The organism is Bradyrhizobium sp. USDA 4461 (assembly GCF_054055655.1).
Genome location: NZ_JBSRXM010000001.1, coordinates 1,099,347 through 1,117,918 on the forward strand (window position 1 = coordinate 1,099,347; position 18,572 = coordinate 1,117,918).

Consider the following 18,572-nt stretch of genomic DNA (forward strand, 5'->3'; position numbering starts at 1 on the left):
AGCCGGTCAGGCCGGCAGCCCTGCCTTGAGCAGGCCGGCCTCGTAGCGCGCCCGGTCGGGCTCGCGTTTGTAGTGCTGGGTTGAAAGATGCGCGGCGACCGAGAAAGTCGGCTCGCGCTTCAGCACCTCGGCGGCATGCGCCGAGGCCGCAACCGAATTGCCCATCTGCGCGAGGGTCGCCGCCAGGAAGGCGTGGTGGGTGTGATCGGGCCGCGTGATCCGCGAGAACGCCTCGGCGGCGTCGGCGTACTTCTCGGCGCAATAGCAGGCCCGGCCGAGATGGCTCCAGAACCGCTCCGGATGGAACGGATTGAGCCGCATCGCCCGCTTGATCCAGTCGATGCCCTCCTCCGGCCGCCCGAGCCAGGTCAGCAACTCGCCCTGCTGCACGACGACGAGGTCGTAGTTCGGATTGAGCGCGAGCGCGCGCTCCTGATGGAACGTTGCCTTGTCATGGTCGTCGCGGTTGAGGTTCAGCGCGGCGAGGATCCGGTGCACGTCGCTGTCATTGTCATCGAGCTTGAGCGCGATCTCGAGCTCGCCGGCCACCTGCGCGAAGGTCGCGTCGCGGTCTTCGCACCAATTGTAGACCCAGGTCTGCCCGAGCACGCAGGCGCGCCAGGCGTGGGCGTGGGCATAGTTGGGATCGAGCACGATGGCGCGCTCCAGCAACCGCTGCGCCTCCATATTGTCGTCCCGGGCCGAGCGGTGATGCAGCACCTTGGCGGCGAGCACGCACTCATAGGCGGCCATGTTGTCGGTCGGCTTGCGCTTGACGCGGTCATGCGCGGCGGCCTCGACCCGCCCCGGCAAGATCGCCACGATCGCGCGTGTCATCTCGTCCTGGATCGCGAAGATATCGGCAAGCTCGCGGTCATAGCGCTCGGCCCAGACGTGCCGGTCGGCCTCGGCATCGATCAGCTGCACCGTGACCCGGATCCGGCCGCCGGCCTTGCGCACGCTGCCCTCCAGCACGTAGTCGACCGCGAATTCCTTCGCGACGTCCTGCACCTTCACGGCCTTGCCCTTGTACACGAAGGTCGAGTTGCGCGAGATCACCAGCAGATCGTGGAAGCGGGACAGCTCGGTGATGATGTCCTCGGTAAGACCGTCGGCGAAGAACTCCTGCTCGGGATCGCCGCTCATGTTGGCGAGCGGCAGCACCGCGATCGAAGGCTTCTTGGCGACGACGGAGGTCGCTGTTGCGCTCTTCACCGGCTCGAAAGCGCTGCCGGGCTCCGTTCCGAGGTGGATGCGGAAGACCCGGATCGGGCGCGCAATGTTCTTGACGGTCTGATCGCCGAGATCCTCGAAGCTGAGGTCTTCGAGGCGATCGCCGACCTGATCGCGGACCGCGCCGGAAATGCAGATGCCGCCGGGTTCGGCCAACGTCTCCAGGCGGGAGGCGACATTGACGCCGTCGCCGAAGATATCGGCGCCGTCGACGATCACATCGCCGAGATTGATGCCGATGCGAAACTGCATCCACCGCGGCGGCGCGACATCGGCGTTGCGCTTGGCCATCCGGCGCTGCACCTCGGCCGCGCACAGCACCGCGTCGACGACGCTGTGGAATTCGACCAGCAAGCCGTCGCCCGTGGTCTTGATGATGCGGCCGCGATTTTTGGAAATGGCCGGATCGATCAGCTCGATCCGATGGGTCTTCAGACGCGCAAGGGTGCCCGTCTCGTCAGCCTCCATGAGGCGGCTAAAGCCGACCATGTCGGCGGCGAGGACCGCAGCGAGCCGGCGCTCTGGTCCTGGCACGTCCATGTCAACGATCTGCCTGGGTACCTCGCGCGCAGTCTAGCAAATCCCGCGATGTCACCCAAGCCTCGACAGCGGCCCGGAAGGGGTAGCTTGGGCCGCCTGCCGGCCTCAGAGCATCCCGAGCGCCTGCATATAGGTCTCCAGGATGGTTTCCTGCTCCTGGCGCTCATTGGCATCCTGCTTGCGCAGGCGCACGATGGTGCGCAGCGCCTTGACGTCGAAGCCGTTGCCCTTGGCCTCCGCATAGACGTCGCGGATGTCGTCCGAGATGGTCTTCTTTTCTTCTTCCAGCCGCTCGATGCGCTCGATGATGGACCTGAGCTGGTCCTTGGCAAAACGCGTTGCGGGCTCGTCCTGAACGGCGGCAGATGCGGTGGCCATCGCGTACTCCTGAAATGGCATTTGAAAGGTCGCGCGAATACGCGCCACGCGCACCGCTTGCTGCGGGCGACCCTCGATTTTGGCGCGCGTTCCGTCAAGGAAACATCGCGCTCATCCACAGCGCGCCCACAGGAGATGCGGGCGACCACGGAACAATTGTCATTGCGGGGCGATGCGGCAGCATCGAACCCTCAGGTGCGCAGTTGCGCACCGAGAATCTCGAGATTCCGGGTCTGGTGCTAGCGCACCATCCCGGAACGACACCGTCGGCTAATGCCCGCCTTGGGCCTTCTTCATCGTCGCAAGCTGCTCCGGTGTGGCGCTGCCCTGATATCTGGCCTTCCATTCCTCGTAGGGCATGCCGTAGACCGCCTCGCGGCTCTCGTCCTTGCTCACCGCAACACCCTTGGCGTCGGCCTCTTCCTTCATCCAATTGGACAGGCAATTGCGGCAGAAGCCGGCCAAGTTCATCAGGTCGATGTTCTGCACATCGGTCCGGTTGCGCAGATGATCGACGAGCCGCCGGAACACCGCGGCCTCTAGTTCTGTTCTGGTTTTGTCGTCAATGCTCATGATCGTGATCCCGGTGAATGGCGTTCACCATATTGATATCAGGTGGGAATTGTCACAGATTTTGCCATATCCGCGCGCAATACGGGCCTGTCAGGCCATACTTGCCACGGTCCCCCAGCGTGGGAGACGGGCGCCCGCCCGTTGACAGTGCCTGCCGGGCACGCGAAATCGTCAATGATTTGATATAGCCTCGCCGCATGAGCCCAATAGATTCTCTCGCCTCAGCTCCCCGCGCCATCCGACTGACGCTCGCCGGCCTCCTGCCGGTGCTGACGCTCGTCGCGGCATGCCTGTGGACGAGCCCGGCCGCGGCCGATTTCCGGCTCTGCAACAATACCTCGAGCCGGGTCGGGATCGCGCTCGGCTACAAGGACGCCGAGGGCTGGACCACCGAAGGCTGGTGGAACGTGTCGTCGCGGACCTGCGAGACCCTGCTGCGCGGCAACCTTGTCGCGCGCTACTACTACATCTACGCTCTTGACTACGATCGCGGCGGCGAATGGTCCGGCCAGGCCTTCATGTGCTCGCGCGACAAGGAATTCACCATCAAGGGTACCGAGAATTGCCTAGCCCGCGGTTTTGACCGCACCGGCTTCTTCGAGGTCGACACCGGCGAGCAGCGTGCATGGACCGTCCAACTGACCGAAGCCAACGAACAACAGCCGCAGAAAGTACCGGGAATGCCGGGCGGCGTGGCCCCGGGAAGCCCCGGCGCGATGCCGGGCCTGCCCAACCCGCCGCCGGGCGCAGCGCCTCCGGGCGCGTCTGGTCTGCCGCCAGCCGCAACGCCCGGAAACAAACCATGAGACGACTGCGCCGAATCAAGATCCTCGCAACGCTCGGCCCGGCCTCCTCAGACAGCGCGATGATCCGCAAGCTGTTCGAGGCGGGCGCCGACGTGTTCCGCATCAACATGAGCCATACCCCGCATGACAAGATGCGGGAGCTGGTCAAGACCATCCGCAATGTCGAATCGAGCTACGGCCGGCCGATCGGCATCCTGGTCGACCTGCAGGGCCCGAAGCTGCGGCTCGGCGCCTTCGCCGAGGGCTCGACCCAGCTCAAGAACGGCCAGAGCTTCACTCTGGATTCCGACAAGACGCCCGGCGACAACAGCCGCGTCCAGCTTCCGCATCCGGAGATCCTCGCGGCGCTGCGGCCCGGCCACGCGCTGCTGCTCGACGACGGCAAGGTGCGGCTGATCGCCGAGGAGACCTCGCCCGACCGCGCGGTGACGCGCGTGGTGATCGGCGGCAAGATGTCGGACCGCAAGGGCGTCAGCCTGCCCGACACCGACCTGCCGGTCTCGGCGATGACCCCGAAGGACCGCGCCGATCTCGAAGCCGCGCTGCCCGAGGGGATCGACTGGGTTGCGCTGTCCTTTGTGCAGCGGGCCGAGGACGTGCTCGAGGCCAAGAAGATGATCCGCGGCCGCGCCGCCGTGATGGCCAAGATCGAGAAGCCGCAGGCGATCGACCGCCTCGCCGACATCATCGAAGCATCGGATGCGCTGATGGTGGCGCGCGGCGATCTCGGCGTCGAGCTGCCGCTGGAGCGGGTGCCGAGCCTGCAGAAGCAGATGACCAGAATGGCGCGCCGCGCCGGCAAGCCGGTGGTGGTCGCGACCCAGATGCTGGAGTCGATGATCCAGGCCCCGGTGCCGACCCGTGCCGAAGTCTCCGACGTCGCCACCGCCGTGTACGAAGGCGCCGATGCCATTATGCTGTCGGCGGAATCCGCTGCCGGCAAATTCCCCGTGGAAGCGGTCTCGACCATGAATCGCATCGGCGAGGAAGTGGAGCGCGACCCGACCTATCGCGGCGTGCTCAACGCGCAGCGCGCCGATCCGGAGCCGACGGTGGGCGACGCCATCGCCGATGCCGCGCGGCAGATCGCCGAGACGCTGGACCTGTCGGCGATCATCTGCTGGACGTCGTCGGGTTCGACCGCGATCCGGGTGGCGCGCGAGCGCCCGAAGGTGCCGGTGGTCGCGATCACGCCGAACCTCGTCACCGGTCGCAAGCTGGCCGTCGTGTGGGGCGTGCATTGCGTGGTCGCCGAGGACGCGCACGATCTCGACGACATGGTCGACCGCGCCGGCTCGATTGCCTTCCGCGACGGCTTCGCCAGGGCCGGCCAGCGCGTCATCATCGTCGCCGGCGTGCCGCTGCGCGCGCCCGGCACCACCAACATGCTGCGCATCGCCTCGGTCGGCCCGAACGGCGACGCGCAGGCCTGACGATCAGGCCATCCGGCTCAGGCGATCAGCCCTGCAACGACGCGTCGAGCGTGATCTTGGTGTTGAGCAATTTCGACACCGGGCATCCGGCCTTGGCCTTGCCCGCCAGTTCCTGGAACGCGGCATTGTCGGCGCCCGGGATCTTCGCCGACAGCGTCAGGTGCACCGCGGTGATCGCAAAGCCGTCGGCGACCTTCTCCAGCGTCACGTCGGCCTTGGTCTCCATGTGTTCGGCGGTGAGCTTGGCTTCGCCGAGGATCAGCGACAGCGCCATCGTGAAGCAGGCGGCATGCGCCGCGCCGATCAGCTCTTCGGGATTTGAGCCAGGCTTGCCCTCGAAGCGGCTGGCAAAGCCATAGGGATAATCCGCAAGCGCGCCGCTCTTGGTCGAGATCGCGCCCTTGCCATCCTTGATGCCGCCCTGCCATTTGGCCGAGCCATGGGTCGTCGTCATGTTGTAGCTCCCTGAGATGGGTTGAACCCAGCCCGCAAAGCTACAACGCCAATGCGACGGAAGCGTTCGCCGCGCGCTCGACCGCTAAGCGCCGACCAGCGCCTTTGCTGGCGTAGTCGCCTGCACCACGAGGCCGCGGGCACGCGCGTCCATCACGCCGACCGCGCGCAATGCGAGCAGCGTCACGGTCTGCACCGCATCGCGCAGCTTGATCGGGTCGTCGAGATTGCTTGGTGCCAGCGGGCCGACCAGCGCCTCATGCAGCGCGCCGAGCAAGGCGGTGGCGGCAAGCGCGGTATCCTGCGCCGGCAGATGACCGGCGCGCACGGCGGCATCGATGCGGCTGGCAAGCTCGCCGGAGATGTCGCGGCGGCTGGCAAGGCGCGAGGCGGTGACGTCGACATCGACAGGCTCGGCCAGGATGCCCCAGGCGAGCTTGCGCTGCGACAGCACGTGGACGGCAATCGTCGTCACCGCGGCGGCCAGCGCCGACGACGGCCCCGGCGCGGCATCGGCGGCGCGCCGGATCGCCGTCAATTCGTCGCGCGAGACTTCCGTGATCAGTTCCGAGATCAGCTCGGCCTTGGACGGGAAGTAGCGATAGACGGTGCCAGCCGCGACATTGGCCCGCACCGCGACCGGTGCGATCTGGACCGCCGCCATGCCGCCCGCCGCCGCCGCGTCACGCGCAGCCGACAGGATGGCGCTGCGTCGGGCAGCCAGCCGTTTCACAACCTGATGAGTTCGCCGATAGACCATGGCGTTCCGTCCCCCATCGTGCGTCCCGGCCGGCGCCCACCGGCAGAACACACGCGACTTCAATGTTTTGTACGATTGATCCCGCAATCGCCTGAAGAAGTGAACAACTATTCAGGCCGAATGACAAGCTGGAATTGTAAGGAATTTGCGACGCCCCTGTTCCACCTCCGATTGAGCCAGGGCGCCGAGGCCCGAGCAAGCGCCGGTCGGCCGGGGCCGGACGACAGGTTTGCGATGGTGAATCGCCAGCTAACCAGATCGCTCGACGTCGAGCCGTCCGGTCTCGCGGCGGCCCCGCGATATCGCGGCCGCATTTACCCGAATTTATCGGAAGCCGTGGTCGAGTGCGCGCGAAGCGTCACACGTGGCGTTGATATCTCCGGCCGAAACCAGAAAGCGCATGTCACTCTCCATCACCAGCAGCGTGACCAGCCGCACTGCGACGCGCGGATTGCTGCCGCTCTGCGCTGCAGTGGGCGCCTATCTGTTCTATCTCTCGGCCGGCGAGATCCAGCTGCGCGACACCGACACGATGTGGCAGATCAAGGTCGGTCAGTGGATCCTCGACCACGGCGCGATGCCGACGTCGGACGTGTTTTCATTCACCCGTTTCGGCGAGCCGTGGATTTCGAGCTCGTGGCTGTCGCAGGTGGCCTACGCCCTCGTGTATGGCGGCGATTGGGCCGGGCCGGTGATCCTGACCTCGATCGCGATCGGCGTGACAGTCGCGGTCTTCCTGCATCTGCTGAGCCCGTATTTCGATCCGGCGCGCGCATTGCTGATCGCGGCGCTGGCGCTATTGTTGTCGACGATCCATTTCCTGGCGCGGCCGCACATGCTGGCGCTGCCGGTATTGCTGGCGTTTATCGGCGGCCTGCTCGTGGCCGCAGATCGCCGCACCTTCCCGTCATGGTGGCTGCTGCCGCTAATGACGCTGTGGGCCAATCTGCACGGCGGCTTCGTTCTCGGCCTGGCGCTGATCGGACCGATCGGACTGGAGGCTATCTGGAATGCGGAGCCGAGCCGCCGCCGTCAGCTCATCATGCGATGGGCACTGTTCGGCGTCGCAGCGCTCGCCGCAAGCTGTGTGACGCCCTATGGCTGGAACAGCGTGCTGGGCGCAACCAAGATCCTCAGCCTCGGCAAGCTGCTGACGCTGATCGGCGAATGGAAGCCCGCGGATTTCAGCAAGCCCAGCTTCTTCGAGGCCACGCTGCTCGGCCTGATCGGCCTGATCTGCTATCGCAGGCTGACGCTGTCGGTGCCCCGGATCCTGCTGCTGCTCGGACTGATCTGGATGGCGCTGAGCCATGTCCGCAACATCGAGGTGTTCGCGTTCATCGCGCCATTGGTGCTCGCCAAGCCGATATCAGAACAATGGGGAACGGCAGGCGCTCCCACCTCCCGCTTCGAGGAAACCCGCTCCCTCCCAATCGTCATGATCCTGGCTGCGGTCGCGATGGTGATCGGCGCGTGGGTGACGACGACGATGTTCGTCGCGCAGCATCAGTTCAAGTTCCTGCCGATGTTCTCGCCGGTCGCCGCGGTCGACGTGCTGCAGCAGCACAAGGCAGAGCGCGTGTTCAGCACCGCGCCGTTCGGCGGCTACATGGTGAGCCGCGACATGAAGGTGTTCATCGACGGCCGCGCCGAGCTCTATGGCGAGCAATTCGTGCTCGACTATTACGATGCGCTCGATGCCCGCGACGTCGGGCGGCTGCTGGCCCTGCTCGACAAATACCGCATCGACGCTACGCTGCTGAGCGCGGACTCGCCGGCCGGCAACGCGCTGGATCACCTCAAGGGCTGGAAGCAGCTCTACAAGGATGACGTTGCCGTCATCCATGTGCGATTGGATGAGAGGGCGGGCGCCGCGCCGACGGCTGAGGGGTCGAAGTAGGCCATCCTATTCCGCGCAAGAATCGCAGCTCCACTCGTCCCGTCATCCTGAGGTGCGAGCGGAGCGAGCCTCGAAGGATGTATCGGCCACCAGTCGGGCCGTCGATCCTTCGAGACGGCGCTTCGCGCCTCCTCAGGATGACGGATTAAGGCGCGGAACGCGCACCCAAGGTGCCATCGATCTCGACCTAATTCCCCGTCTGCAACTCGCCGAACCGGTCCCAGGTCTTGCCGTTGAAGCGCATCAGCTGCATCTGGTCGACCGGCACGTGGTCGGACGGCGAGGTATTGACCCTGATGCCCGGCAGCAGCATCGGCAGCTCCAGCTGCTTGATCGCGAACGCCTGCCGCAGGATGTTCTCGGTCGAGAGATCGTCGCCGCAGGCCTTCAGCACGGCCTCCAGCGCCATCGCGCTGTTGTAGGCGTTGACGTAGTTGGTGTCGTGCTGATCGCCGTCGGGCAAATATCTGGTCATGAAGTCGCGCCAGCCCTTCATGCCGGGATCGTTCTTCCAGGCCGGATCGTCCGGATCCTTCACATAGGCCGTCGAGATGATGCCGGTGCCGGCTTCCAAACCGGCCGGCTGCATCACGGTCGAAATCCACACCGCGGTGTTGGACAGGAAGGTCATCGGCCGCCAGCCGATCTCATAGGCCTTGCGGATCGACTGCGCCGCGAATTTCGGCGTCGCCGCGATCACGAAGACGTCGGCATTGGTCGCCTTCAGCTTGACGATCTGCGAGTCGATAGTCGGGTCCGCTATCTCGTAGGTCGCAACGGTGACGACGGAATCATATTTCTCGCCGAGCACGTCCTTGAGGCCCGCGAGATAGTCGCGGCCGTAATCGTCGTTCTGCGAGATCACGGCAAATTTCGCGTTCGGATTCTTCGCCAGCGCATAGCGCGCGTAGAGCCGCGCCTCGTAGCGGAACGGCGCCTGCACGCCCATGATCGCCTGCGGGAATTGCGCGATGTCGCCGAATTTCGAGGCGCCGGAGGCCAGGAACAGTTGCGGGATGTTCTTGGCCTGCAGGTACTTTGCGATCGCGGTGTTGTGCGCGGTGCCGATCGAGGAGAAGATCAGCGCGACCTCGTCGCTCTCGACGAGACGGCGGGTCTGCTCCACCGTCTTCGGCGGCGCGTAGGAATCGTCGAGCGAGATGAAGTTGATCTTGCGCCCGTTAATGCCGCCGCGCTCGTTCAGCATCCTGAAATAGCCGGCCTCGCCCTTGCCGAGCGCACCGAACGCCGACACCGGCCCGCTATAGGGCATGGTCTGGCCGATCCTGATTTCGGTCGATGTGACGCCGCGCATCTCGGCGGCGAACGAAACGGCGGGCAACAGCAGGAACGAAATGGCGCCAAGCGCGCCGACTGCCTTGCGCATCGGCCTCCCCTCCCCTTTTTCTGCCGCGCGTCCAGGACGACGCGGCGATGCCGTTTGACGGCTTGGCGCGAGGATGCCACGACGCCGCAATCGAGGCCAAGCAGATTCGCGGCGCCGATCTCAGCGCTTGCCGCGCTCCTTGACGGGGATCACGAATTTCAGTCCCGACCACGTCGCATCGACGGCGCAGACCTTGATGTCGACCAGGCCGGACGCGAGCCCGGCCTCGCGCACGACCCTGTCGTCGAGATCGGTCGCGACGCCTGAGCTCTTCTTCGGCCATGACACCCAGATCATGCCGTCAGGCGCAATCGCCTTGCGGTAGCGCCGCAGCTTGGCGGCAAGCCCCTTGGCCCCGGCGGCGAACACATGCACGGCATCGAGCGGCGCCGCCGCGGTGTTCACTATCGTCAGGCCGGCGGGCAGCTCGCCGACGATGTCGCGATAGGGCACGGACAAGCCGTCGACAAAAATACAAAAGCCCGGCTTGAGGCCGAGCTTTTGCACAATCGGTTTGCCGGAATAGCCGGCCATGGCTGGCGAGGCTTACGCCTGCGGCTGCGGCTCCAGGCCGGTGTCCGGATCGGGACGCGGGCGCGGCTTGCCGGCCGGCGGCACGGCGGAGGCGCGCGGCGTCGACGGCTCCAGCACCGACTCGCGGTTGGGCTTCTTGCCCTTCAGGAGGTCGATGATCTCGTCGCCGGTCAGCGTCTCGAACTCGAGCAGACCCTTGGCGAGGGCTTCGAGATCGTCGTGCTTCTCGGTCAGGATGCGGGTCGCTTCCTTGTAGCCTTCCTCGACCAGACGCTTGATCTCGGAGTCGATCTTCTGGACGGTCGCCTCGGACGCGTTCTGGGTGCGCGAGACCGACATGCCGAGGAACACCTCGTCCTGGTTCTCGCCATAGGAGACGGTGCCGAGCTCTTCCGAGAGGCCCCAGCGCGTCACCATCATGCGGGCCAGGCGGGTTGCCTGCTCGATGTCGGAGGCGGCACCCGAGGTCACCTTCTCGCGGCCGAAGATCAGCTCTTCGGCGACGCGGCCACCCATCATGATGGCGAGGCGCGAGGTCATCTGCTCCAGCGACATCGACAGCTTGTCGCGCTCCGGCAGCTGCATCACCATGCCCAGCGCACGGCCGCGCGGAATGATGGTCGCCTTGTGGATCGGATCGGTGGCGACGACGTTGAGGCCGACAATGGCGTGGCCGCCCTCGTGATAGGCCGTCAGCAGCTTCTCTTCCTCGGTCATGACAAGCGACTTGCGCTCGGCACCCATCATCACCTTGTCCTTGGCCTCTTCGAACTCGGCCTGCGTCACCATCCGCTTGTTGCGGCGGGCGGCGGTCAGCGCAGCCTCGTTGACGAGGTTCATCAGGTCGGCTCCGGAGAAGCCCGGCGTGCCGCGCGCGATGGTCTTGAGGTTGATATCCGGCGCCAGCGGCACCTTGCGGACGTGCACCTTGAGGATCTGCTCGCGGCCGACGACGTCCGGATTCGGCACCACGACCTGACGGTCGAAGCGGCCGGGACGCAGCAGCGCGGGATCGAGCACGTCGGGACGGTTGGTCGCCGCGATCAGGATCACGCCTTCATTAGCCTCGAAGCCGTCCATCTCGACCAGCAGCTGGTTCAGCGTCTGCTCGCGCTCGTCATTGCCGCCGCCGAGACCGGCGCCGCGATGACGGCCGACCGCATCGATTTCGTCGATGAAGATGATGCAGGGCGCGTTCTTCTTGGCCTGCTCGAACATGTCGCGGACGCGGCTCGCGCCGACGCCGACGAACATTTCGACGAAGTCAGAACCGGAGATGGTGAAGAACGGCACATTGGCTTCGCCCGCCACCGCGCGCGCGATCAGCGTCTTGCCGGTGCCGGGAGGACCGACCAGCAGCACGCCGCGCGGAATCCGTCCGCCGAGCCGCTGGAACTTGCCGGGGTCGCGGAGAAACTCGACGATCTCCTGCAAATCCTGCTTGGCCTCGTCGACGCCGGCGACGTCCTCGAAGGTGACGCGGCCATGCGCTTCGGTCAGCATCTTGGCGCGCGACTTGCCGAAGCCCATCGCCTTGCCGGCGCCGCCCTGCATCTGTCGCGACAGGAAGATCCAGACGCCGATCAGCGCGATGAACGGCAACCAGGAGACGAGAAGCGAGACGAACCACGGCACGTTGTCGCCGGGCGCCTTCGCGGAAATCTGCACCTTGGCGTCATAGAGCCGCTTCACGAGCGTCGGATCGCTCGGCGCGTAGGTCTGGAAGCTGGTGCCGTTGTTGAACGTGCCGTGAATATCCGGCCCCTGAATCACGACGTCGCGGACATGGCCCTGATCGACTTCAGTCAGAAGCTGCGAAAACGAGATCTCCGAGGACGACGAGCGCTGGCCAGGATTCTGGAAAAGCGTGAACAACGCCAGCAGCAGCAGGACAATGATGACCCAGAGGGCGAAATTCCGCAGATTGGCGTTCATGGTCTTCCTTCGTGGTCGCGCGGATCGCGGCCTCTCTCTATCCTTGGGCAGGCTCTGTGGGAATCCCCAGGGAATCCATCCCGTGATGGCATACAATCTAGGTGCCGCAGGGGTCGATGCCAAGGGAACTGCGCACGACTATTTACCGCATCCTAGCCCGATTCCCGGTCAAAAAATGACGCAGAATCCGGTGTTTTTCCGGGGTGGTTAAGCCACCTTGCCGGATTATGACAGCGATTGAACCAATCGAACCCGGCCTAGCCGGAACGTGCCCGGCGGGGCGGCGCCGGGCTGATCCTGATGCGCCCGGAGGCGACGCTGATGACCGCTCCGGCAAGGGTCTGTTTCAGCCTGGATTCGCGTTGTCCCGAAGCCCCATCCAGCACCTCATCGACGGCCGCGAGCAGGGTTTCGACCTTGCCGAGTTCGGCCGGCCCCTCATGTCCGGTGCGGTCGATGGCGCGCTTCAGCAGGCGAAGACGGATTTCGTCGGGCATCACCGCGAACAGGGCAGCGTCGAAACCGGCACCAAGGTTATCCTCGCTTTTCAACGCAAGATAGCGCTCGGCGCCGTCGACCAGCACCTCCAACGCGGCATTGGCGCGCGCGATCCGCGCCGCAAGCCGTGCCAGGTTCCGCGCGTCACCGCCCTCCTCCGCCAGCAGCGGCATCAGCGCGCGCAGCCGCGGCCGCGTGAAGGACACATCGCGGTTGGTCGGATCGTCGGCAAAGCCGATCCGCGCCTTGTTCAGCGTTGCAATCAATTGCGCCTTGGAGACATCGAGCAGCGGCCGCGTCAGCACAATGCCGTCGCGCTCGGTCTCGCGCGCCATCGCCGCAAGGCCCGCGACACCGCTGCCGCGCAGCATCCGCATCAACAGCGTCTCGGCCTGGTCGTCACGGGTGTGCGCGGTCAGGATGTGCGTGGCGCCGTGCTTGCGCGCGGCCTGCGCGAGCAGGCGATAGCGCGCCGCGCGTGCTGCGGCGGGCACGCCGGTCGCGGGCTTCGGCCCGTTCCAGCGAAGCGTGTGATGCGGCAGGTCGAGGCTGCGCGCGAGGCGCTTGACGTCGCGCGCCTCGCGCGCCGCTTCCGGACGCAGGCCGTGATCGACCGTGACCGCCACCAGATTTGGTCCTCGCGCCAGCGCGCGACGCCAGCGCGCGACGAGCCACATCAGCGCGACTGAATCGGGACCGCCGGACACCGCGAGCACGATCGCCGGCGCCGACGCAAGGCCCGCGAACAGGCGCTTGGCGTCCTTGGCCCGGATGGCGGTTTGGTCGTCAGGCATCGCAAGACCAGCATTCGCGGAAAGGCCGGAAGCGGCCTTCCCTTGCCGGTTTAGCACTTCACGCGCTTCTGCTCGCGGTCAACCGCAGCCTTGACCCCGCCGGAGGCGCGCGGATACTTCCGCGTGATCTCGCCGAACGCGGCGCAGGCGGCTTCCTTTTCCTTCAGCGCGGCCAGCGACTGGCCGAGCCGCAGCAGGGCGTCGGGGGCCTTCGCGGACTTGTCGTATTTGGTGGTCACGCCGAGGAAGGTTTCCGCCGCGTCGCGATACTGCTGACGCTGGAAATAGCTTTCGCCGAGCCAGTATTGCGAGTCCGCCACCAAGGGATCGCTCGGATATTTCTGGGCGAAGTTCTTCATGGTCTCTTCGGCGAGCGCATAGTCCTTGCGCTGCATGTAGCCGATGCCGAGGTCGAACTCGTCTTTCGACGTCGCCGACGGCGGCAATGTGGTCAGCGCTGCGCTCGCGCCGGGGGCGCGCTGCGGGCTGGTGTTGCCGAGTTCGAGCGGCTCGCCCGCCCCGCGGCCGCCGGGCGCACCGACCGCTCCATCGCCTGGCATCGGCATCTGGCCGCCACCGAGGGCGCGCGGCGCACCCGGGGCGTTCGGGTTCTGGCTCGGATCGAAGGCATCGCCGCGACTGCGGCGGCCGGGCGAAGCTGCCGGCGCAGGCTCCTGCACGATCGGCGCGGGCGCGGCGATCTGCTGCTGCTCATAGCCGCCCTGCGGCTGCCGGCCATAGCCCTGCTGCGGCTGGCCGTAGCCGGGCTGAGCTTGCGGATAGGCCTGCGGCTGCTGCGCCGGCGGCACCGCCGCGACGTTGGGTTGGGCTGCCGGAGCCTGGCCGGGAGCGCCGGGCGGCTGGCCGCCAAGCTGACGCAGCCGCTCCTCGAGCTGGCGGTTGCGGTATTGTAGCTCCTCGTTCTGGCCGGTCAGCTGTCGCAGCTGATTTTCGAGCCGCTCGATCCGCATCTCCGCATCGGAATCGTCTGATTGGGCAAACACCGGTGCGGAAACGGCGAACAGCGCCGCGATCGCCGCGGCGGAAGAAAGGAAATGAAGCCTGGATGACATTTTGCCCTGACGACGAGATCGACGTGAAAAGCGAGCGACATTGAGGGACGGAGTACGCCGGAATTGTGACTGGCAGTTCAAATCCGCCGCAGCGTCGCAGATACCGGTTTAGTACGGACGGTGGAACAAGCAAGCGGCCAATTGCGCGCAGCTTCGTTCATCTTGATGACGGCGGCGTGCCAGGCTTTCGCGCGGTCAAAAACAAAGCCGGCGCCCGAAGGCGCCGGCTCGGAAAATCGATCCAGCGATCGCGTCAGGAGCTGGCGTTCAGCACGGTGACGGCGCGGCGGTTCTGCGACCAGCAGGAGATGTCGTTACAGACCGCGACCGGGCGCTCCTTGCCGTAGGAGATGGTGCGCATGCGGCTCGGATCGATGCCGCGCGAGGCGAGGTAGGCGCGAACCGACTGGGCACGGCGAGCACCGAGCGCGATGTTGTATTCGCGCGTGCCGCGCTCGTCGGCATGACCTTCGATGGTGAAGGAATAGCGGTTGTAGGTCTGCAGCCACTGCGCCTGCTTGTCGAGGGTCGCCGTCGCCTGCGGGCTGAGATCGGTCTGATCGCTCTCGAAGAATACGCGATCGCCGACATTGACCACGAAATCCTGCTGGCTGCCCGGGGCCGCGGCGCCCCCGATTGCGCCATTGGCGTCCAACGGGTTCTTGTTGGCGCAGGCGCCCATCGACAGCGCCACCGCCAGAACCGCAACCAGCTTCATACCCTGGAGATAATTCATTCCCGGAGCCTCCACGCTCACGCTCTTCGTACTACCCAATCGGTCTACAGGGCGATGGTTAAGCGAACGTTCCGTCAACCTTGACGAGACCTTGCTGGACCCCATCAAATGCCAGGCAATGGCGAAAAGCGCCCCCGATGGTTAATGGGTGGCAAATGTGGCGCGATGGTGAAGGGAAGGCAAGGTTCGCCGGAACCGGCCGCTTTTGCAGGGCAATTTGACCTGCGCGCAACAGGTGGTCAGCGCCAGATCGATCAGAACGCCGGTTTTCTCAGGGATTCGGCACGATCGAGGCACGCTCGAACGGCCGGACAAACCCGTCGGGCTGCAGCTGGCCCTCCCGGTCGAACAGCATCCGCCGCTCGAAGGCACTCGAGCGCAGGAACGGATAGCGGGCAAGCACGCGCTCCCGCACCGTCGGCAGATGCGACGCCATCAAGCCGACCGGCTTGACGAGGCCGGGATAGAGCCGCGGCTCCGACCAGGTCTCGTGCAGGAACACGCGCCGATAGAACGCCATGTGCTCCGGCCGGACCGGCGCTAAGCCGTAATCGGCATTGAAATGCACGCCCGCGGTCGAGCCGAGCCGCACCGTGACATAGGGCAGTTCGGGATTGTTCCGCGCCTTGTCGGGATCCGCCACGAAGCGCGTCGAATCGATGAAGACGAGACCCTGGTCGAGCTTCGGCAGCAGCACGTCGCCGAACACCTCGATCGTCGGCGAGGAGCGCCACTCCGGCGTCGCCACGGTGATGCGGATCGAGCTGCAGAGCTCGCCTTGCAGGTAGACGCCGAACACCCAGGCATTCGGCGCATCGTCGAACGCATCGACAACGCGCTCGTCGGCCGAAGGCCGGATCGCGCCTTCGCGCAGATAGGCGCGATAGCGGAGCCGGTAGATCTCGTCTTTCTGTTCCGGGGTCTGAGCGAGGCGGTAGTCGACTTGATCGAGAGGGTCCGCAAGCCTTCCTGTCGCGGGCTTGATGGCTTCGGCCGCGGACCTCATTTGGTACTCCCTGAACAACCCAACAACTTCAACGCGCGTGCCAAAAGATTAACAGCTTCTTAATTTTCGTCAAAGCAATCGCAGCAATACGGTTAACCTCTGACCGCAACAGTGCACTTCATCTCGTGCAGTAGAGAGTCGCCACAACTATCGATTGAGTTGTTGCGCTGGATCAAGCAATCGAGCGCGAGGGAACCACATGCAGCTGCTCGTCGGCCCGCCGGCCGTGGGAGGCGTTGAGCAGCTGGCGGATGCGCACCGCGGGAACCGGCCGGCTGAACAGGTATCCCTGTGCTTCGGTCACCGCGCCGTCGGCGCTGATCAGCTCGAGCTGCTCGTTGGTCTCGATGCCCTCGACCACGACCGACATGCCGAGATCGGCCGACAGCCGCGCCACCCCGCGCAGCAGGGTCAGCGGGCGATCGCTGTCGATGCCTTCGAGGAAGGAGCGGTCGATCTTGACCTTCTGCAGCGGGAAATTGTGCAGGTAGCTGAGCGACGAATAGCCGGTGCCGAAATCGTCCAGCGAGATCCGCACGCCGAGCGAGCGCAGCTGCGAGAGGACATCGTGGGTCAGCTCGGTATTGTGCAGCAGCGAGGATTCGGTGATCTCGATCTCCAGCCGGTGCGCCGGCAGGCCGGAAACCTCGAGCGCGTAACGAACCTCGCTCAGCACGTCGCGCTGATGGAACTGCTGCGGCGAGAAGTTGACCGCGACGCTGACCGCCTCGGGCCACTTCATGCATTCCATGCAGGCCTTGCGCAGGATCCAGCGGCCGAGATCGACGATCAGGCCCATGTCCTCGGCGACCGGAATGATGTCGACCGGAGAGACCGTGCCGCGCGCCGGGTGGTTCCAGCGCAGCAGCGCCTCGCAGGTCGAGACCTTGCCGGACTTCAGGTTGATCAGCGGTTGATAGAACAGCTCGAATTCCTCGTTGGCCAGCGCCTTGCGCAGGTCGAGCTCGAGGATGCGGCGGGCCTCGACGGTTTGCGCCATCTCGTCGCGGAAGAAGCAGAAGGTGCCGCGGCCGTCGGCCTTGGCGCGGTAGAGCGCCATGTCGGCGTTCTTCAACAGCGTGTCGGCGCCGACCCCGGGCGCCGTCATCGCGATGCCGACGCTGGCGCCGATCTCGACCAGATGGTTGTCGATCTTGTAGCGCTCGCTGAGCCGGTCGACGATGCGCCGCGCCAGCGCGGCGGCGTCCTCATGCGAGTGGATGTTCTGCTGGAACACGACGAACTCGTCGCCGCCGAACCGTGCCACGAAATCCTCCGGCCGCAGCATCTCGCGCAGCCGTTCGGCGACCGCGCAAAGCAACTGGTCGCCGCAGGGATGGCCGAGCGTGTCGTTGACCTGCTTGAACTGGTCGAGGTCGACGAACAGCAATGCGGAGCGATGCTCGCCGTGCTGCATGGCGAGCAGCCGGCCGATCTCGTCGCGGAAATTGACGCGGTTGGGCAGCGCGGTGAGCTCGTCGTAGCGCGCGAGATGGCTGATCCGGGCCTCGGCGTCCTTGCGCTCGGTGATATCCTCGACCAGCACCACCGTGCCGCCGCCGGCCATCGGCTGGAACGTCCAGTCGAGCGACCGGTTCTGCGCCGGATCGGGGTCGCTGGTGACGATGTCGCCGCGCTGCGAACTCTCGATCTCGTAGAGGATCTGGTGCGCGGCGGCGGCCGAGATCGCGCCGGACAGCACGCAGGCATTGCAGATATCGGTCGCGCTGGCGCCGCGCTGCACGAAGTCCTCCGACAGCTCCATCATCTCGATGAAGCGGTGGTTCATCACCGCAAGGCGTCCGTCGGCCGAGAACATGCACAGGCCGTGCGGCATGTTGTTGAGCGCGGTGTCGAACTGGCCCGCCAGCGCCGCCTCCCGCTCCTTGGCGATCCAGGCATTGACGTAGATGCGCTGCAGGCTCGTGGTGAGGTGGCGGATGGCGCTGAAGAACACCAGGCTGAGCAGCGCAAGCGCGATGTGATAGGGACCGCCGACATACATCAGCCCGGCGATCAGGGGACCGATCGACATCAACAGATGCAGATGGAAGATCTGCGGCCGGCCGAAGGTGCGACCGACCCCCGCCGAGGTGTAGGCGACAACCGTGGTCACGCAGAGCATGTGGGCGGCGGCATCGTTGGTCGTGACCAGGACGGCGGCGCCCCACAGGCCGAGCGCAATGCCGTAGGCGAGGCTGCCGATCCGGTAGCGCTTCTCCCAGGTCACGGACTCCTCGATGGTGAGCCGGGAATTGCGCTGCTGGTAGCGGTACATCTGCCACGCGCGCGCCAGGCCCACCACGATGAACAGCGGCACGCACAGCCAGGACAACAGATTGCCGGTGACGAACGCAATCACGGCGCCCGCAATGGCGGGGCCGAAGGCGCCGAAGATCATGGGCGCGGGGTTCATGAACAGGGAATCGACCAGCGCCGCGGAGATCGTCGGCGACATTGACTGGTCCGGGTCTCCCGTCTGACTTGCAAACTGCATTGTGAGAGCGCGCGTCCTTTTCAGCTCGCACTCTTA

The 18,572-nt window shown here is 65.7% G+C and carries 16 protein-coding genes; 3 read left to right on the plus strand and 13 right to left on the minus strand.

The annotated features are described in order from the left end of the window. Positions 1 to 6 precede the first annotated feature (6 nt). From ACVINW_RS05250 to ACVINW_RS05260, 3 genes are all read right to left on the minus strand, one after another. Positions 7 to 1,773: an adenylate/guanylate cyclase domain-containing protein gene (locus ACVINW_RS05250; RefSeq protein ID WP_456750318.1), complete on the minus strand. Its 1,767-nt coding sequence runs from the start codon at positions 1,771 to 1,773 to the stop codon at positions 7 to 9. A gap of 105 nt (positions 1,774 to 1,878) precedes the next feature. After that, positions 1,879 to 2,151, minus strand: coding sequence for a DUF2312 domain-containing protein (locus ACVINW_RS05255; protein ID WP_212016808.1), 273 nt, complete (start codon positions 2,149 to 2,151; stop codon positions 1,879 to 1,881). A 270-nt stretch (positions 2,152 to 2,421) separates the two neighbouring features. Beyond that, positions 2,422 to 2,724 carry a DUF1244 domain-containing protein gene (locus ACVINW_RS05260; protein ID WP_456750319.1) on the minus strand — a complete coding sequence of 101 codons (303 nt, stop codon included), beginning with the start codon at positions 2,722 to 2,724 and terminating at the stop codon, positions 2,422 to 2,424. Between the two features lie 197 nt (positions 2,725 to 2,921). Between ACVINW_RS05260 and ACVINW_RS05265 the strand changes: the two genes are divergently transcribed. Beyond that, positions 2,922 to 3,530 (plus strand): DUF1036 domain-containing protein, encoded by a 609-nt coding sequence (locus ACVINW_RS05265; RefSeq protein WP_456750320.1) that lies wholly within the window; start codon positions 2,922 to 2,924, stop codon positions 3,528 to 3,530. Further along, positions 3,527 to 4,963 (plus strand): pyruvate kinase, encoded by a 1,437-nt coding sequence (gene pyk / locus ACVINW_RS05270; RefSeq protein WP_456750321.1) that lies wholly within the window; start codon positions 3,527 to 3,529, stop codon positions 4,961 to 4,963. Before ACVINW_RS05265 ends, pyk begins: the two co-directional genes overlap by 4 nt. Positions 4,964 to 4,988: 25 nt before the next feature. On the opposite strand, the gene ACVINW_RS05275 is transcribed toward pyk, so the two are convergent. Together ACVINW_RS05275 and ACVINW_RS05280 are read right to left on the minus strand one after the other, a co-directional pair. Continuing rightward, positions 4,989 to 5,417: an OsmC family protein gene (locus tag ACVINW_RS05275; protein ID WP_128971061.1), complete on the minus strand. Its 429-nt coding sequence runs from the start codon at positions 5,415 to 5,417 to the stop codon at positions 4,989 to 4,991. Between the two features lie 84 nt (positions 5,418 to 5,501). Continuing rightward, positions 5,502 to 6,176 carry a TetR/AcrR family transcriptional regulator gene (locus tag ACVINW_RS05280; protein ID WP_456750322.1) on the minus strand — a complete coding sequence of 225 codons (675 nt, stop codon included), beginning with the start codon at positions 6,174 to 6,176 and terminating at the stop codon, positions 5,502 to 5,504. A gap of 400 nt (positions 6,177 to 6,576) precedes the next feature. Between ACVINW_RS05280 and ACVINW_RS05285 the strand changes: the two genes are divergently transcribed. After that, positions 6,577 to 8,076 (plus strand): hypothetical protein, encoded by a 1,500-nt coding sequence (locus ACVINW_RS05285; protein ID WP_456750323.1) that lies wholly within the window; start codon positions 6,577 to 6,579, stop codon positions 8,074 to 8,076. 187 nt (positions 8,077 to 8,263) lie between these two features. Here ACVINW_RS05285 and ACVINW_RS05290 read toward each other — a convergent pair whose 3' ends face one another. The 8 genes from ACVINW_RS05290 to ACVINW_RS05325 form a co-directional block, all read right to left on the minus strand. Continuing rightward, positions 8,264 to 9,463: an ABC transporter substrate-binding protein gene (locus ACVINW_RS05290; RefSeq protein WP_456750324.1), complete on the minus strand. Its 1,200-nt coding sequence runs from the start codon at positions 9,461 to 9,463 to the stop codon at positions 8,264 to 8,266. Positions 9,464 to 9,583: 120 nt separating this feature from the next. Continuing rightward, entirely contained in the window at positions 9,584 to 9,997 is a 414-nt protein-coding gene (locus tag ACVINW_RS05295) for a DUF3052 domain-containing protein (RefSeq protein WP_456750325.1), read from the minus strand. A 12-nt stretch (positions 9,998 to 10,009) separates the two neighbouring features. Beyond that, positions 10,010 to 11,932: an ATP-dependent zinc metalloprotease FtsH gene (gene ftsH / locus ACVINW_RS05300; RefSeq protein WP_456750326.1), complete on the minus strand. Its 1,923-nt coding sequence runs from the start codon at positions 11,930 to 11,932 to the stop codon at positions 10,010 to 10,012. A 257-nt stretch (positions 11,933 to 12,189) separates the two neighbouring features. Further along, positions 12,190 to 13,224, minus strand: coding sequence for a tRNA lysidine(34) synthetase TilS (gene tilS / locus ACVINW_RS05305; protein WP_456750327.1), 1,035 nt, complete (start codon positions 13,222 to 13,224; stop codon positions 12,190 to 12,192). A 50-nt stretch (positions 13,225 to 13,274) separates the two neighbouring features. After that, a complete protein-coding gene (ybgF, locus tag ACVINW_RS05310) occupies positions 13,275 to 14,297 on the minus strand; it encodes a tol-pal system protein YbgF (RefSeq protein ID WP_456750328.1) in 1,023 nt (340 codons plus the stop codon). 253 nt (positions 14,298 to 14,550) lie between these two features. Beyond that, complete coding sequence (gene pal / locus ACVINW_RS05315; protein ID WP_456750329.1) at positions 14,551 to 15,033, minus strand: peptidoglycan-associated lipoprotein Pal; 483 nt, start codon at positions 15,031 to 15,033, stop codon at positions 14,551 to 14,553. Between the two features lie 271 nt (positions 15,034 to 15,304). Beyond that, a complete protein-coding gene (locus ACVINW_RS05320) occupies positions 15,305 to 16,039 on the minus strand; it encodes an N-acyl amino acid synthase FeeM domain-containing protein (protein WP_456750330.1) in 735 nt (244 codons plus the stop codon). A gap of 172 nt (positions 16,040 to 16,211) precedes the next feature. Beyond that, positions 16,212 to 18,536, minus strand: coding sequence for an EAL domain-containing protein (locus ACVINW_RS05325; protein WP_456750331.1), 2,325 nt, complete (start codon positions 18,534 to 18,536; stop codon positions 16,212 to 16,214). Positions 18,537 to 18,572 lie beyond the last annotated feature (36 nt).

Excerpts from the sequence above, each read along its gene's own strand:
- ACVINW_RS05250 (WP_456750318.1), bottom strand. The coding sequence starts at position 1,773 with ATGGACGTGCCAGGACCAGAGCGCCGGCTCGCTGCGGTCCTCGCCGCC.
- ACVINW_RS05255 (WP_212016808.1), bottom strand. The coding sequence starts at position 2,151 with ATGGCCACCGCATCTGCCGCCGTTCAGGACGAGCCCGCAACGCGTTTT.
- ACVINW_RS05260 (WP_456750319.1), bottom strand. The coding sequence starts at position 2,724 with ATGAGCATTGACGACAAAACCAGAACAGAACTAGAGGCCGCGGTGTTC.
- ACVINW_RS05265 (WP_456750320.1), top strand. The coding sequence starts at position 2,922 with ATGAGCCCAATAGATTCTCTCGCCTCAGCTCCCCGCGCCATCCGACTG.
- pyk (WP_456750321.1), top strand. The coding sequence starts at position 3,527 with ATGAGACGACTGCGCCGAATCAAGATCCTCGCAACGCTCGGCCCGGCC.
- ACVINW_RS05275 (WP_128971061.1), bottom strand. The coding sequence starts at position 5,417 with ATGACGACGACCCATGGCTCGGCCAAATGGCAGGGCGGCATCAAGGAT.
- ACVINW_RS05280 (WP_456750322.1), bottom strand. The coding sequence starts at position 6,176 with ATGGTCTATCGGCGAACTCATCAGGTTGTGAAACGGCTGGCTGCCCGA.
- ACVINW_RS05285 (WP_456750323.1), top strand. The coding sequence starts at position 6,577 with ATGTCACTCTCCATCACCAGCAGCGTGACCAGCCGCACTGCGACGCGC.
- ACVINW_RS05290 (WP_456750324.1), bottom strand. The coding sequence starts at position 9,463 with ATGCGCAAGGCAGTCGGCGCGCTTGGCGCCATTTCGTTCCTGCTGTTG.
- ACVINW_RS05295 (WP_456750325.1), bottom strand. The coding sequence starts at position 9,997 with ATGGCCGGCTATTCCGGCAAACCGATTGTGCAAAAGCTCGGCCTCAAG.
- ftsH (WP_456750326.1), bottom strand. The coding sequence starts at position 11,932 with ATGAACGCCAATCTGCGGAATTTCGCCCTCTGGGTCATCATTGTCCTG.
- tilS (WP_456750327.1), bottom strand. The coding sequence starts at position 13,224 with ATGCCTGACGACCAAACCGCCATCCGGGCCAAGGACGCCAAGCGCCTG.
- ybgF (WP_456750328.1), bottom strand. The coding sequence starts at position 14,297 with ATGTCATCCAGGCTTCATTTCCTTTCTTCCGCCGCGGCGATCGCGGCG.
- pal (WP_456750329.1), bottom strand. The coding sequence starts at position 15,033 with ATGAATTATCTCCAGGGTATGAAGCTGGTTGCGGTTCTGGCGGTGGCG.
- ACVINW_RS05320 (WP_456750330.1), bottom strand. The coding sequence starts at position 16,039 with ATGAGGTCCGCGGCCGAAGCCATCAAGCCCGCGACAGGAAGGCTTGCG.
- ACVINW_RS05325 (WP_456750331.1), bottom strand. The coding sequence starts at position 18,536 with ATGCAGTTTGCAAGTCAGACGGGAGACCCGGACCAGTCAATGTCGCCG.